This is a genomic window from Nocardioides sp. FY1077 (assembly GCF_058681775.1).
Genome location: NZ_JBZWDB010000004.1, coordinates 261,093 through 275,187, shown reverse-complemented (window position 1 = coordinate 275,187; position 14,095 = coordinate 261,093). Strand labels below are relative to the sequence as shown.

Here is a 14,095-nt window from a genome sequence, read left to right as displayed (position 1 = left end):
TTCCGCGTCACTCGAGGAGCAGACGTGTGGTGCTCGCTTCCACCGCCGGGAGGCGCTAACGTGGTCGTGGTCTGCCGAGTCAAGAAACGGCTCTGCCGCAGACCACGTCGAAGGGCCTCCCGTGGCCGTTCAAGCGCTCGAGCTGCTGACCCCCTCCCCACCGGTCCGCGTCCTGCTCCGCCTCCCCCTCCTGCTGCACGCCGGCTTCGTGCACGTGCTGGGCGACCGCTCGCACGAGGTCACCCTGCTCACCGACGACGACCCGGCGGTCGACGTCGTGGTCGTGGCGCAGGGTCATCCGCGTGCGGTGCTCGCCACGCTGCCGACGGGGCCGGTGGCGACGGTGGTCGTCCTCAGCGGGGAGCGACCCGCCGGGCCGGAGCAGGCCGGGGACCTGGGCGCGAGCGAGGTGGTCTCGATGCGTGCCGACGCCCACGACCTCGTGGCGACCCTGCGCCGGGCCCGCTCGCAGCCCCGGGTGCTGCGGTCGGCAGGCGGGGTGAGCAACGCGCCGGAGGACGGGCGGGCAGGCGCCCTGAGCGGGCGGGAGGCCGACGTGCTCGCCCTGGTGTGTCGAGGCCTGTCCAACGCCGAGATCGCCGCCGAGATGTCGCTCAGCCCCAGCACCGTCAAGACCTACCTGCGCTCGGGCTACCGCAAGCTGGGGATCACCCACCGCGCCCAGGCGGTGCTGTGGGGGCTCGGCGGCGGTGGGGGCGCCCCGACCCCCGCGCGGCCGGAGATGACCCTGCTCCCCGCCGTCGGTGAGCGGAGCGGCCCCACGGCGGTGACCACGTGATCCTCGGCGGGCTCCCCCCGGCCGGCCAGCGACCGACCACCGCCCCCGTCGGGTCACCAGGTCCGCACGTCGTCCGCGTGCTGGCCGGCCGCGTCGAGGTCCAGCAGCTCGACCTCCTGGTGACGGTGTGGTCCGACGGCCGCTGCGAGCTGCTGACCCGACTCGACGCCACTGCCCAGTGGGGCCCGCCCGTCGAGCTGCAGGCACGCCCCGTCGGGCGTGCCATCGGCCTCGACCTGCCACCGTGACGACCGGCTGACCCCCTGCCGTCGTCGGGTGACCGGGGGTGGCCTGGTGTCCCGTCGAACGGTCGGCGACACTGAGGTCGTGCCGACCAACATGGAACCGCTGTCGACCTGGCTCGCCACCGCGGCCCGCGACATGCAGGGCAAGGACGGCGCCCAGGCCACCCTCGACTCCGCGGCGCGGCTGGCGGTGTCGAACATCGACGGTGCCGAGTCGGTGGGCATCTCGATCGTGCGGGGCACCGAGGTGCACACCCCGGCCTGGGTGGGGCAGACGGCGCTGGACTGCGACCACCTGCAGTACGAGCTGTCCGAGGGGCCGTGCCTGAGCTCGATCGACGAGCACCAGCTCATCGTCAGCCCCAGCGTCGGCTACGACCCCCGCTGGCCCACGTGGGGACCACGCGTGGCCGAAGAGCACGACGTCCGCAGCGTGCTGGCCATCTGGCTGTTCACCGACGGTGACTCCCTGGGCGCGCTGAACATGTACTCCTCCGAGAAGGACGCGTTCAGCGAGCAGGACCAGGCCGAGGGCCTGGCCCTGGCCGCCCACGTGGCCATCGCGCTGGCGGCGGTGCGCCAGTCGGACAACCTCGCGGCGGGGCTGGACACCCGCAGCGTCATCGGTCAGGCCATGGGCATCGTGATGGAGCGCTTCGACCTCACCCCCGACGTGGCCTTCGCCCTGCTCACCCGGTTGTCCACGACCGAGCAGCTCAAGCTGCGCGAGCTGGCGCAGCAGATCGTGACCACCCGCCGGCTGCCGGGCGAGTAGCGAGCCCCACGAGCGTCGTCACCGCGGCCCGTCGGCGCCGCCCGCGGGTGAGGGATGCCGGCCGGCGGGGGTGCTCCAGCTCGACAGCAGCCGCAGCGCCGAGCGCGACGGGCTCCCGGGCTCGGTGGTGAAGAGGAAGACCGTCTGGTCGGGGTCGCCGGGCAGCAGCATGGTCTCGTAGCCGACGACGATCTCGCCGGCCACCGGGTGCCGCAGGTGCTTGCGCCCGTGGGTGCGCTGGTAGACACCGTGCTCGGCCCACCAGCCGGCGAACTCCGCGCTCTGCTCGAGCAGCAGCGCGACGAGGTCGCCGATGGCACGGTCGCCGGGATGCGTGCCGTGGGCCAGGCGAAGGGTCTCGACCGCCGTGCGCGCCTGGTCGGGCCAGTCGAGGAACAGGTCGCGGGCCTGCGGCGAGAGCAGGATCCACCGCGCGTAGTTGCGCTCCGCGGCCGGCAGGCGGTCGAAGTCGGTGAAGAGCGCCCGGGCCAGGCGGTTGCTCGCCAGCACCTCCGCACCTCGTCCGAGGATCAGGGCCGGCTGCTCCTCGAGGTCGTCGAGGAGCTGGTGGAGGCCGGGGCGCACCCGCTGCACCTGCGGCAGGCGTGCCCGGCGCACGTCGGACCCGCGCGCGCCCAGCAGGTGGCGCAGGTGGGCGGCACCGGCCTCGTCGAGCTCGAGGGCCCGGGCCACGGCGTCGACGACCTCGGGCGAGGGCGTGATCGGGCGGCCCTGCTCGAGCCGCGCGTAGTAGTCCGTCGAGACACCGGCCAGCAGCGCGACCTCCTCGCGTCGCAGGCCAGGCACCCGACGGGCGCGCCCGTCGGGCGGCAGCCCCGCCCGCGACGGGTCGACCCGTCCCCGGGCGCGACGCAGGAAGTCCGCGAGCTCGCTGTTGCGTACCGGCACCGGACCATCCTCCCGCGCCGGCCGGGGTGCGGCACGCCCGGACCGAGGACGCCGCGTCCTGGGCAGGGGCGTCCTGGTCCGCAGCGGCCCCGACGTGGCGGCCCACGGCGCCGCCGACCGGCCAAGACTGGACGAGCGGTCGACACCGGCCGCGCCACCCGGAGAAGAGGACCCATGCCCTACCCCACCGACACCCCCGCCACCTGGTTCGTCACCGGCGCGTCCCGCGGCCTCGGGCTCGAGCTGGTGCGCCAGCTGCTCGAGCGCGGCGACTACGTCACCGCGACGACCCGTTCCACCGAGCGGCTCCTGGAGGCCCTCGGTGACACCGACACCGACCGGCTCTTCGCCGTCGCCCTCGACCTCGCCGACGAGGGGGCCGTCGCCGCGGCGGTGCAGGCCACGGCGGAGCGGACCGGTCGTCTCGACGTCGTGGTCAACAACGCCGGGTACGGCTTCCTCGCCGCCGTCGAGGAGGTCAGCGACGCCGCGGCGCGCGAGATGTTCGACGTCCAGGTGTTCGGTGCCTGGAACGTCCTGCGAGCCGCGCTGCCGCTGATGCGCCGGCAGGCCAGCGGGCACGTGCTGAACATCTCCAGCATCCTCGGCCTCACCACCTTCCCGGGCTGGGGCCTCTACTGCGCGGGCAAGTTCGCGCTCGAGGCGCTCACCGAGGCGCTCGCCGCTGAGGTCGCCGACCACGGCGTCCGCGTCAACCTGGTCGAGCCCGGCTACACCCGCACCGACTTCCTCGACCCCGCCTCGCTGCGCTCGGCGACGGTGGTCGCCGACGGCTACGACGCCGTGCGCGAGATGGCCGAGGCCCACCGGGCGATGGCCGGCACCCAGCTCGGCGACCCCGTCGCGGTCGCGGCCGCGATCATCCAAGTCGCCGCCGGCGACGGTGCGCCGCTCCACCAGCTGCTCGGCTCCGACTCCCTCGACCTCGCCGCGAGCCGGGTGCGTGCGCTCCAGACGGACGTCGAGGCGAGCCGGCCGCTCGCGGTCACCACCGACTTCCCCGTCGGCTGAGGCCGGGCCCGCTCAGGCGAGCAGGTCGGCGACGGCGGCGTCCGACGCGGCGAGCGCCGCCCGGTCGTAGGTGGACCCGGTCACCAGCAGCTCGTCGGCGCCGGTGGCCTCGACCAGCTGCTCCACCCGGCGACGCACCGTGGCGGGGCTCCCCGCGGCGACAGCGGCGAGCCCCGCCTCGACCCGCCTCCGGTCCTGGTCCTCCCACCGGGAGCCGCGGATCTCCTCGACGGGCTCGAGCGGCCCGAAGGTGCCGGTGCGACGCGACCGCACCATCGCCCACACCTCGGGCAGGGCCAGCTCGCGCGCCTCGCGGTCGGTGTCGGCCACCAGCACGTCGAGGGAGATCGTCACCCGAGGGGGGTCCGGGTGGTGGGCGCGGACCTCGCGGCGGTACGCCGACAGCCGCTCGCCGACGTCGGGCTCGGACAGCACGGGCCCGCCCACCACCACCGGCAGGCCCAGGCGTGCGGCGACGTCGATCCCGCGCCCGGTGGCCAGCACGAACAGCGGCACCTCCTCGGCGAGGGCCGGACGCGCGGTCACCGGTGCGCTGCGCCGGAGGTAGCCGCGCAGCTCGGCGACGTCCTCGGCGAAGGTGTCGGGCCGGTCGTCGTCCTGGCGCAGCGCGCGGCGCACCGGGCCGGTGAACCCCGACGACCGGCCCACGCCGAGGTCGACGCGACCGGGGTGGAGCCCGGCGAGCACCAGGAACTGCTCGGCGACCACGAACGGCTGGTGGTTGGGCAGCATCACTCCCCCGGAGCCGAGGCGGATGCGGTCGGTGCGGGCGCCGATCGCCGCCAGGAGCACCGCGGGTGCACCCGAGGCGACGCCCGGGACGCCGTGGTGCTCGGCGACCCAGAACCGGTCGTACCCCAGCCGCTCCGCCGCCACGGCCCGCTCCACCGTGTGCGTCAGCGCCTCGCCCTCCCCGACGCCGGCGCGGGTGCGGGACCGGTCGAGCAGCGACAGCTTCACGACGGGACAACCACCCGCGCCGCCCATGCCTTCCCCGCGCCGGGATGCCCCCGAGCCCGCCGGGCGCCCGCTGTTCGGGCGCAGACTGCTCACCCCGCACCCGTCTCCGGCTGCGGGTCGGTGCTGCGCGCCTTGCGGCATCCGGCGTCGCGCCGCCCTGCGGGACTCGCGCCGGGCCGCGACCACCGAGACGGCGGTGAGGACAGCGATGCCGACGCCCGTCATCAGCGGCGACTCGTCGTCGGAGACCCGTAGGTAGACGACCGCGACCAGCGCCGCTCCGAGGACGACGCCGACGTAGGCCCACACGAGCTTCATCACCGTGCTCACCGCCACCGCACCCCCGTCACGTGGACAACGTCACGCCGAGCGCTGCGGCCCCTGCCGGCTACGCCGACCACGCCGACCACGCCGACCACGCCGATCGCCTCTAGGTGCTCCACGGCGTAGCGCACGGCCAGGTCGCAGCCCCAGGAGCGGCCGACGACGGTCCAGCGGGCGACGCCGACAGCACCCGGACGGCCTCCAGGTCGCTGATCGCCCGTTCCATGTCATGGGCTCCCCCGCCCGACCGACCGACGCCGCGCGGCTCGGGGTACCAGCAGCGATGGCCGGGGACCGCGAGCTCGTCGCGCTCCAGGTGGTGCACGCACCCCGGTCCACCCGAGAGCACGACGACGTCGGCGCCGCGACCAGTCACGCCCACGTGCAGCTCGACCCCGTCGACGTCGATCGTCCGCGGCTCCACAGCCGCGGACGCTAGCAGCCCGTCGTTGCGTCCCAACGCGTCGTCCGGGCCTGGGGACCGACGTCGGAGAGTGCTGGGCCTACCCGGGCCTCACCCCGCAGCCGGCGGCACTACCTCGCCGCGCGCGACCCGACGGTCGTAGCGACGCTGCATCTGCGCGGCGCGACGGCGCGCCCGGGCCTGGCCGCGGCGCCCGGCGCGGGTCTTGGAGAAGCGGCGTCGTCGGTCGGGCCACCACGACTCCTGCGCCAGCAGCACCCACCGCATCACCACTCGGACGACGGCGCCCGCGACGGGCCCCGGCTCACCGGTGCGGTGCACCTCGCGCACGCGGGGCGGCAGCAGGAGCAGCGCCTGGGTGCGGGCGAACCAGCGCATCGGCGGCGGGAAGAACCGCTCGGCGTACTGGCGCACCATGCCCTCCACCAGCTCGTGGCCCTCGGGGGTCGACGGCCAGTCGCGGGCCTCGAAGGCGGCGGCGAACGCACGGACGCCGGCCAGGTCGTCGGGGAAGCCGGTGACCGGTCCGTGCTCCCCGCGGAACAGCTCGGCGAGGTCGCGCAGGAAGTGGTGCCAGGCGACGTCGAGGGTGGGGCTCTGCGGCGGCAGCCCCAGCACCTCACGCATGCGCGGCAGGAAGTCGCCGACGGCGCAGAGCGTGTAGACGTACTCGTCGTTGTCGCCGAACGCGCCGGGGAACCGCTTCGCCAGGCCCAGGTGGTAGCGGTTGAGCCGCTCCACCGACGCCCGGGTGGCCTCGCTGCGCGCGCCCTGGGTGAACCACGTCATCAGGTACCCACTGCCGTCGTGGAAGCGCTCCTCCCCCCGGTGCAGCATCTTCCCGGTGCCGACCAGCGTCGCCGAGGCCGTCGGCGGCAGGGCGGTCTGCGCGGTGGTGACCAGCAGCGTGAGGTTGACGATCGGGTCGTTGAGCTGGTGCTCGGCGACCAGCCGCATGATCTCGTCGCTGTCGGTCTCGGGGTCGAGCGACTCGATGCGGGCCGCCAGCCACTTCCACGGTGCGCGGGTCATGCCGGGAGTCTGCCCCCGGCGTCCAGGATCCCCGGTGCTCGACCGGCCCGCAGGTCGGTCAGTCGGCGGTGAGGAACACCCGCAGCGCGGAGACGAAGGCCGTGGGCTGCTCGGAGTGCACCCAGTGGCCGGCGCCCTTGATCGTCACCAGCCGGGTGCGCGGGAACAGCCGTCGCATGGGGGCGCCGTGCTCCTCCCGCACGTACGGCGAGCGCTCCCCGGCCATCCACAGCACCGGGTGGTCGAAGGTCGCGTCGAGCGCGGGGAAGCCGCCGATGGTGGCGAGCTCGGCGCGCAGCAGCGCGAGGTCGGCCTGCCAGCGGAAGCCGGATCCGTGGGTGCGCAGGTTCTGCAGCAGGAAGCCCCGCACGCGCTCGTCGTCGACGTCGGCGGCCAGCAGCTCGTCGGCGTCGGCGCGGCGCTCGATCGCGTCGAGGTCAAGGCGGGCCAGGCTGTCCAGGAGGTGCTCGAACTCCCCCGTGCCGTCGGTGTCGACCGGCGAGATGTCGACGACGACCAGGCGGTCCACCAGCTCGGGGTGGCGCAGCGCCAGCGCCATGGCGACCTTGCCGCCCATCGAGTGGCCCACCACGTGCACCGGTCCGTCGGCGGCGAACCCGCCGCGCAGGTGCTCGGCCACCACGTCCGCGACGTCGAGGTAGTCGACCGAGCCGGTCCAGCCCGACCGGCCGTGGTTGGGCAGGTCGACCAGCAGCGAGCGCAGGTCGGGCTCGAGGGACTTCGCCACCTGGCTGAAGTTGCGGCCCTGGCCGAAGAGGCCGTGCAGGAACACCACCGGCTCACCGGCGGGTCCCCCCACCTCGGTGGAGTGCACCGCCGGCGACTGCTCGTTCGTCACCCGGCGCAGCCTAGGCGGTCGGTGTCGCTGACCCGCCCGCGGCCGGTCGGTACCTGGCACGATGCGTCGACATGGACGACTCGGACGACGCCGACGACCTGGACGTCGCGGACGACACGGTGGTGGTGCCTGCCGACGAGGCGTCGTGGGACGACCTCCGGGCGGTGCTCGGGACGCGCGGCCAGGGGGCGCGGTGCCAGTGCCAGCGGTACAGGCTGTCGCCGGGCGAGACGTTCGCCGCCGTCCCGGTCGAGGAGCGCGCCGCACGGCTGCGGGAGCAGGCGGGCTGCGACACGCCGGGCGCGCCGACCAGCGGCCTGGTGGCCTACCGCAGCGAGCAGCCCGTGGGCTGGTGCGCCGTCGAGCCCCGCAGCGCGTACGGCGGCCTGGTGCGGGCCTACCGGGTGCCGTGGGTGGGGCGCGACGAGGACCCCGCCGACGACGGCGTCTGGGCGGTGACCTGCCTCTTCACCCGCGCCGGTTCGCGGCGCCGCGGCGTCAGCCGGGCGCTGGCCCGGGCGGCGGTCGACCACGCCCGGGCGCGGGGTGCCCGTGCGGTCGAGGCCTACCCGCTGCTCACCGCCGGTGGCATCGCCGAGGAGCTGCACGTCGGCACCGTCGCCACCTTCGCCGCGGCCGGGCTGCACGAGGTCGCCCGCCCCACCGCCCGTCGCGTCGTGATGCGGCTCGACCTCGCTTGAGCGCGGCCCCACCGGGTGTCGCTCTTTACCTGCACGGGCCCGGCCCCCTAGCCTCGCGACGTCGTGCGGCGGGGGGTCGCACCGGACCGGGGGGTCGCGCATGGGGTGGAGCCTGCTCACCAGGGGTCGCCGTCGCTGCTCCCCCGCGCTGCTGGCGCTGGCCGCGCTGGTCGCGGCGCCGCTCGTGGCGCTGCCCGTGCCGCTGCCCGTGGCCGGGGCGCACGAGGGCGGGCACCCCGACGGGCACCCCGACGGACACCCAGGGGCGCACGCCGGGACCGCCGCGCCGTCCGGCGACCGGCGTTCGCCCGACCGCGCCGCGCGCCGCGCCGCCGTGGCCACCGGGGAGCCCGAGCTGCCCGACCGCTTCCACGACACCGTGGTGATGTCGCGCCTCGACGAGCCCACGGCGGTCGACTTCGCCGACGACGGCCGGGTGTTCGTCGCGTCGAAGTCGGGGGTGCTGCGGGTGCACGACTCCCTCGACGACCCCTCCGGCGAGGTGTTCGCCGACCTCAGCACCGCGGTCCACAACTACTGGGACCGCGGCATGCTCGGCATGACGCTGGCCCCCGACTTCCCCGCCGACCCGTCGGTCTACGTGCTCTACGCCTACGACCACGTGCCCTTCGACGACGCACCCGCCCCGGCGTGGGGCACCCCCGGCGTGCCGTACGACGCCTGCGAGGACCCGATGGGCGAGGGCTGCGTCGTCGGCGCGCGGCTGTCGCGCCTCACCGCCGAGGGCGACCGCATGGTGGGCGAGGAGGAGGTGCTGGTCGACGACGGCTGCCTGCAGTACCCCAGCCACGCCACCGGCTCGGTCGGCTTCGGTCCCGACGGGTACCTCTACGCCAGCATCGGCGAGGGCGCGAGCTTCGTCTTCGAGGACCACGGCCAGGCCGGCAACCCCTGCCGCGACCCGATCGCCACCGACGACGCCACCTGGAGCCAGGGCGGGTCGCTGCGCAGCCAGGACCTCCGCTCCCGCGACATCCCCGGCGACCCCGTCGGCATCGACGGCTCGGTCCTGCGCCTCGACCCCGCCACCGGGCTCGGCGCACCCGACAACCCGCTGGCCGGCGACCCCGACGCCAACGCGGCACGGATGGTGGCCCACGGCCTGCGCAACCCGTTCCGCTTCGCCTTCCGCCCCGGCACCGGCGAGCTGTGGGTGGGCGACGTCGGCGGGTCGCGCCGCGAGGAGGTCAACCGGATCGTCGACCCCACCGACGCCGTGGCCAACCTGGGCTGGCCCTGCTACGAGGGCGACCGGCGCAACCCGGCGTGGGACGTGCTCGACATGAAGATGTGCGAGCACCTCTACGACGACGCCGGCACCCCGCGCGGCGCGGTGGCGCCGTACTGGTCCTACGCCACGCGCGGCGGCACCGTGACGCCCGGGGAGGCCTGCCCCACCGGCTCGGCCTCGATCTCGGGGATGGCGTTCGTGACTGCCGCCGCGGGCTACCCGGGCCGCTACCGCGGGGCGCTGGTCTTCTCCGACTACTCCCGGGGGTGCATCTGGGCGATGCGGGCCGGCCGCGACGGCGTGCCCGACCCCGACCGGGTCGAGCCGCTGGTGGAGGGTGCGGCGAGCCCGATCGGCCTGGTCGAGGGCCCCGGCGGCGACCTGTACTACCTCGACCTGGGCGTCGACCCGATGGGCTACCCCACCGCCTCGGCAGGGGCGCTGCACCGGATCCGCTACACCCGCGGCAACCAGCCGCCGACGCCGCGGCTCGCGGCCGACCGCACCTGGGGCGACCTGCCGCTCACGGTCACCTTCGACGCCTCACGCTCCGGCGACCCCGACGGCGACCGCCTGGAGTACGCCTGGGACCTCGACGCCGACGGTGACTTCGACGACGCCACCGGCCCGCAGGTCGAGCAGACGTACGACGAGCCGCGCAACCGGGCGGTGGCGGTGCGGGTCTCCGACGGCCGCGCCGACGACCGCGCCGCGGTGCAGGTGTTCCCCGGCGACACCCCGCCCGCCGTCGACGTCCTCTCCCCCGGCGACGACCTGCGCTGGCAGGTCGGTCAGCGGATCCCGCTCGCGGCCACGGCCACCGACGCCGAGGACGGCGACCTGGGTGAGGACGCCTTCCGCTGGTCGCTGGCGATCCGGCACTGCCCGTCGATCTGCCACACCCACCCCGTCGAGGAGTGGCTCTACCGCTCGTCGGCCACGATGACCGCACCCGACCACGAGTACCCCTCGTCGCTCGCCCTCACCGTCTCGGCCACCGACTCCCGCGGCCTGACGACGACCGTCGAGCGCACCCTCGACCCCGAGCCGCAGGCGGTTCGCTTCGCCTCGACCCCGCGCGGTGCGGTGGTGTCGGTCGGTGGCAACCGGCTGCGGACCCCGGCCACCGCGACCTTCGTGACCGGCTCGCAGGTGACCGTGTCGGCGCCGCGGGTGCAGTGGGTGCGTGGTCGGCGGTGGGTGTTCCAGCGCTGGGCCGACGGCTCGCCCCGCACCCACAGCCTGGTCGCCCCCGACCTCGACGAGCGCCCCGGCCACCGGCGGGTGGTCTACCGCCGCGGCTGAGCCGGACGGGTCGCCGCGGACGGGTCGGCGCCGTCGGGTCAGCGCCGTCGGGTCAGCGCCGTCGGGTCAGCGCCGGCCCGCGGAGCCGTCGAGGTAGCGCAGTACCGCGGCGACCCGGCGGTCGGTGTCGTCGGCCGGGTCGAGGTCGAGCTTGGCGAAGATCGACCGGATGTGCTTGTGCACCGCCCCGTCGGTGACCACGAGCCGCGCCGCGATGGCGGTGTTGCCCCACCCCTCGGCCATCAGGGCGAGCACCTCGCGCTCCCGCGCGGTCAGCCGGGCCAGCCGGTCGTCACGCCGCGAGACGAGCTGCTGCACGACCTCGGGGTCGATGACGGTGCCGCCGCGCGCGATGCGGTGCAGGGCGTCGAGGAACACCTCCACGCGGCCCACCCGCTCCTTGAGCAGGTAGCCGAGCCCGGCACTGCCCTGGGCGAGCAGCTCGGTGGCGAAGCTCTGCTCGACGTACGCCGACAGCACGAGCACCGCGAGGTCGGGGCGCCGGGTGCGGGCCGCGACCGCGGCGCGGATGCCCTCGTCGGAGTGGGTCGGCGGCATCCGCACGTCGACCACCGCGAGGTCGGGCCGGTGCGTCTCCAGCGCGGCGTGCAGCCCCGCGGCGTCACCGGCCGTGGCGACGACGTCGAGGCCCTCGGCGGTCAGCAGCGCCGCGATCCCCTCACGCAGCAGCGGGTCGTCCTCGGCGATCACGATCCGCACGGCAGCTCCACCTCCAGGCGGGTCGGGCCCCCGACGGGGCTGTCCAGCGACCACCGGCCGTCCATCGCCTCGACCCGGGTGCGCACGCCCGCCAGCCCCGACCCGTGTCCCTCGGCCGCCCCGCCGTGGCCGTCGTCGGTGACGAGCGCGTGCAGGCGGCTGCGGGCCCGACGGACCTCGACGTGCGCGCGGCGGGCTCCGCTGTGGCGAGCGACGTTGGTGAGGGCCTCGGCGACGGTGAAGTAGACGGTGGCCTCGACCGCCGACGGGCACCGCTCGGCCACGTCGACCTCGACGGTGCACTCCACGGGCGAGGCGGCGGCCAGCCCCGCGACCGCACCGGCCAGGCCGCGGTCGGCCAGCACCGGCGGCAGGATCGAGCGGACGACGGCGCGCAGCTCGGCCAGGGCGAGCTCGGCGGCGTCCTGCGCCCGCCCCAGGGCCGGCTCCGCGCGCTCGCCGTGCCCGGTGGCGATGCTGCGGCGGGCGGCACCGATCAGCACGGTGGCGGCCACCAGCCGGTTCTGGGCGCCGTCGTGGAGGGCCCGCTCGATGCGACGCAGCTCGGTGGTGTGGGCGTCGAGGGCAGCGGCCCGGGTGGCGGTCAGCTCGGCCACCCGCAGGGTGAGGTCGCCGCGGTCGTGGTCGAGCAGGCGGCGCACCGTGCGCAGCTGGCGGCGGGCCAGCGGCGGCACGGCCAGCAGCGCGAGCCCCGCCCAGGCCGCCCCCAGCACGACCACCGCCGCGGCGCCGGCCCAGCCGGTCACGATCCAGAACCCCAGCGACGGCGAGGCGTACTCCGCCGGGATCGCCCACCACCACAGCGGGAAGGTGAGGTCGCGCACCGCGAGCAGCGGCAGCAGCGCGGCCACCAGGCCGGCGAGCAGGCCCAGCACGGCGTGGCGGGCCAGCCAGGCGCCCTCGCGCCGCGTGGATGCGTCGGCCAGCGCGGCGCGGACGCCGGCGCCGGCGTCGCGGGTGTCGGGGGCGCGCAGGTCCGGCCCCCAGCGGGCGAGCCGCTCGCGCTCGTGACCGGCCAGGGCGTGCAGCGCGCGGAGCGTGCCGGGGACGGCGAGCAGCCCGACGCCGACCAGGCAGGCCGCCGCCACCACGCACAGCCAGGCCAGCAGCCCCAGCGCCAGGACGGCGGTGCCGAGCCCGCCGAGCAGCTGCTCGGCGGAGCGCACGGCGTCGCGCAGGACGCGCCCGGACGTCGTCGTCCGAGCGCGCTGGCGGGTGGTGGCGTCCATCGTGGTGTGCCCTCGTCGTGCGTGCTCGTGGGTGTCCCCGGGTGCTGGCGGGCGCGGCGCGCCGCGGCGGACCGGGGCCGGTGCGGCCGGTCGTCACCCTAGTGGCGCCGCGGGGCCAGGAGGTCCCACGCGGGCGGATGGTGGTGCCTGCTGCACCATCGACCCGCCAGCCTGCCGGATCGAGGACCGGGCGTTGCTGCGCGAGCGTGGAGGTGTCCGGAAGACCCCCCGATCAGCAAGGAAACGATCCCGTGTCGCCTCTCCCCCGTGCTCGGCTCGCCGCCGTCACCGCAGCCCTCTCCCTGGCCTCCCTCGTCGCCGTCACCTCACCCGCCCCGGCGTCCACCCCCGCGTCCAGCCCGGCGTCCACCCCCTCCCCCGCAGCCCCCGTCGCCGCGGAGCCCACGCCCGGGTCGGGCGACGCGGTCGTGCAGCGCCGGCTCGACCGCCTGGTGGAGCGCTCCGGGTTCCCGGGCGTGATCGCCACGGTGCGGGGCTCCGACGGCGAGGTGCGCACCTACCGCGCCGGGGTCGCCGACCTCGACACCGGCGCCCCGGTGCCGCTCGACTCCCGCGTGCGGATCGCGAGCAACACCAAGATGTTCACCGCCACCGTCGTGCTGCAGCTGGTCGCGGAGGGCCGCGTCGACCTCGACGCCCCGGTGGAGCGGTACCTGCCCGGCGTCGTGCGCGGGCGCGGCAACGACGGTCGCGAGATCACCGTGCGCCAGCTGCTGCAGCAGACCAGCGGCCTGCCCGACTACGACGACCTCGTGGTCGAGGCCGGCGGCACCCTGCGCGCCGTCGCCCACACCTACGTCGAGCCGCACCAGCTCGTCGACGCCGCCCTCGACCGCCGGCGCCACTTCGTTCCCGGCTCGGAGTGGGAGTACAGCAACACCAACTACGTGCTGCTCGGGCTCCTGGCCCAGCAGGTGACGGGTCGTCCGATCGCCGAGGAGGTCGAGCGGCGCATCATCGACCGGCTCGGCCTGGAGGACACCTACTGGCCCGGTGTCGGGGAGCAGCGCATCCGCGGCAGCCACCCCCGCGGCTACCTCGCCGACGAGCCCGGCGGCGAGTGGCACGACCTCACGCGGATGGACCCCTCCCTCGGGTGGGCCGCGGGCCAGCTCGTGGCCACGCCCCACGACCTCGGCCGCTTCATGGAGGCACTGCTCGGCGGCGAGCTGCTCCCGCCCGAGCAGCTGGCGCAGATGCGGCGCTCCGTCGCGGCGCCCGGCTTCGACGCCGACCCGGGGTGGCGCTACGGGCTGGGCCTGGCCTCCCACCGGCTGTCGTGCGGCGTGCGGGGATGGGGTCACGGTGGCGACATCCAGGGCTTCGAGACCCGCAACCTGGTGACCGACGACGGTCGCTGGGCCGTGGTCACCGTGACCGCGCTGCCCACCAGCCTCGACATGGTGGCCGACGTCAGCCGCACCGTCGAGGCCGCGGTCTGCGCCTCCTGAGCGCCGCCCGGGGGC

14 protein-coding genes are annotated in these 14,095 nt (G+C 75.8%); 8 read left to right on the top strand and 6 right to left on the bottom strand.

Features of this window, described 5'->3' with window-relative positions:
- Nucleotides 1-121: 121 nt before the first annotated feature.
- The 3 genes from AC4OR8_RS16490 (at nucleotide 122) to AC4OR8_RS16480 (ending at nucleotide 1,819) form a co-directional block, all read left to right on the top strand.
- The gene (locus AC4OR8_RS16490) at nucleotides 122-799 is read left to right on the top strand and encodes a helix-turn-helix transcriptional regulator (RefSeq protein ID WP_492166678.1); all 678 of its coding nucleotides are present in this window, start codon (nucleotides 122-124) and stop codon (nucleotides 797-799) included.
- 77 nt (nucleotides 800-876) lie between these two features.
- Nucleotides 877-1,047 carry a hypothetical protein gene (locus tag AC4OR8_RS16485; protein ID WP_492166677.1) on the top strand — a complete coding sequence of 57 codons (171 nt, stop codon included), beginning with the start codon at nucleotides 877-879 and terminating at the stop codon, nucleotides 1,045-1,047.
- A gap of 79 nt (nucleotides 1,048-1,126) precedes the next feature.
- Nucleotides 1,127-1,819 (top strand): GAF and ANTAR domain-containing protein, encoded by a 693-nt coding sequence (locus AC4OR8_RS16480; protein WP_492166676.1) that lies wholly within the window; start codon nucleotides 1,127-1,129, stop codon nucleotides 1,817-1,819.
- A gap of 18 nt (nucleotides 1,820-1,837) precedes the next feature.
- Here AC4OR8_RS16480 and AC4OR8_RS16475 read toward each other — a convergent pair whose 3' ends face one another.
- Nucleotides 1,838-2,728, bottom strand: a complete 891-nt coding sequence (locus AC4OR8_RS16475) for a helix-turn-helix domain-containing protein (RefSeq protein ID WP_492166675.1) — start codon at nucleotides 2,726-2,728, stop codon at nucleotides 1,838-1,840.
- A gap of 174 nt (nucleotides 2,729-2,902) precedes the next feature.
- Between AC4OR8_RS16475 and AC4OR8_RS16470 the strand changes: the two genes are divergently transcribed.
- Nucleotides 2,903-3,760, top strand: coding sequence for an SDR family NAD(P)-dependent oxidoreductase (locus tag AC4OR8_RS16470; protein ID WP_492166674.1), 858 nt, complete (start codon nucleotides 2,903-2,905; stop codon nucleotides 3,758-3,760).
- Nucleotides 3,761-3,772: 12 nt separating this feature from the next.
- Here AC4OR8_RS16470 and AC4OR8_RS16465 read toward each other — a convergent pair whose 3' ends face one another.
- On the bottom strand, nucleotides 3,773-5,077 hold the full coding sequence (locus tag AC4OR8_RS16465) for an LLM class flavin-dependent oxidoreductase (RefSeq protein ID WP_492166673.1): 1,305 nt from the start codon (nucleotides 5,075-5,077) through the stop codon (nucleotides 3,773-3,775).
- A gap of 271 nt (nucleotides 5,078-5,348) precedes the next feature.
- Between AC4OR8_RS16465 and AC4OR8_RS16460 the strand changes: the two genes are divergently transcribed.
- On the top strand, nucleotides 5,349-5,504 hold the full coding sequence (locus tag AC4OR8_RS16460) for a hypothetical protein (protein WP_492166672.1): 156 nt from the start codon (nucleotides 5,349-5,351) through the stop codon (nucleotides 5,502-5,504).
- 75 nt (nucleotides 5,505-5,579) lie between these two features.
- On the opposite strand, the gene AC4OR8_RS16455 is transcribed toward AC4OR8_RS16460, so the two are convergent.
- Together AC4OR8_RS16455 and AC4OR8_RS16450 are read right to left on the bottom strand one after the other, a co-directional pair.
- Entirely contained in the window at nucleotides 5,580-6,521 is a 942-nt protein-coding gene (locus AC4OR8_RS16455) for a hypothetical protein (RefSeq protein WP_492166671.1), read from the bottom strand.
- Nucleotides 6,522-6,579: 58 nt separating this feature from the next.
- Complete coding sequence (locus tag AC4OR8_RS16450; RefSeq protein WP_492166670.1) at nucleotides 6,580-7,380, bottom strand: alpha/beta fold hydrolase; 801 nt, start codon at nucleotides 7,378-7,380, stop codon at nucleotides 6,580-6,582.
- 71 nt (nucleotides 7,381-7,451) lie between these two features.
- Here AC4OR8_RS16450 and AC4OR8_RS16445 point away from each other — a divergent pair, with 71 nt between their 5' ends.
- Both AC4OR8_RS16445 and AC4OR8_RS16440 read left to right on the top strand, forming a co-directional pair.
- Nucleotides 7,452-8,081, top strand: a complete 630-nt coding sequence (locus tag AC4OR8_RS16445; protein ID WP_492166669.1) for a GNAT family N-acetyltransferase — start codon at nucleotides 7,452-7,454, stop codon at nucleotides 8,079-8,081.
- Nucleotides 8,082-8,181: 100 nt separating this feature from the next.
- The gene (locus AC4OR8_RS16440) at nucleotides 8,182-10,638 is read left to right on the top strand and encodes a PQQ-dependent sugar dehydrogenase (RefSeq protein WP_492166668.1); all 2,457 of its coding nucleotides are present in this window, start codon (nucleotides 8,182-8,184) and stop codon (nucleotides 10,636-10,638) included.
- Between the two features lie 66 nt (nucleotides 10,639-10,704).
- On the opposite strand, the gene AC4OR8_RS16435 is transcribed toward AC4OR8_RS16440, so the two are convergent.
- Both AC4OR8_RS16435 and AC4OR8_RS16430 read right to left on the bottom strand, forming a co-directional pair.
- Nucleotides 10,705-11,358: a response regulator transcription factor gene (locus tag AC4OR8_RS16435; RefSeq protein ID WP_492166667.1), complete on the bottom strand. Its 654-nt coding sequence runs from the start codon at nucleotides 11,356-11,358 to the stop codon at nucleotides 10,705-10,707.
- Nucleotides 11,346-12,608: a sensor histidine kinase gene (locus AC4OR8_RS16430; RefSeq protein WP_492166666.1), complete on the bottom strand. Its 1,263-nt coding sequence runs from the start codon at nucleotides 12,606-12,608 to the stop codon at nucleotides 11,346-11,348. Before AC4OR8_RS16430 ends, AC4OR8_RS16435 begins: the two co-directional genes overlap by 13 nt.
- 251 nt (nucleotides 12,609-12,859) lie before the next feature.
- Here AC4OR8_RS16430 and AC4OR8_RS16425 point away from each other — a divergent pair, with 251 nt between their 5' ends.
- Nucleotides 12,860-14,080: a serine hydrolase domain-containing protein gene (locus AC4OR8_RS16425; protein WP_492166665.1), complete on the top strand. Its 1,221-nt coding sequence runs from the start codon at nucleotides 12,860-12,862 to the stop codon at nucleotides 14,078-14,080.
- The last annotated feature ends 15 nt before the right edge of the window (nucleotides 14,081-14,095 follow it).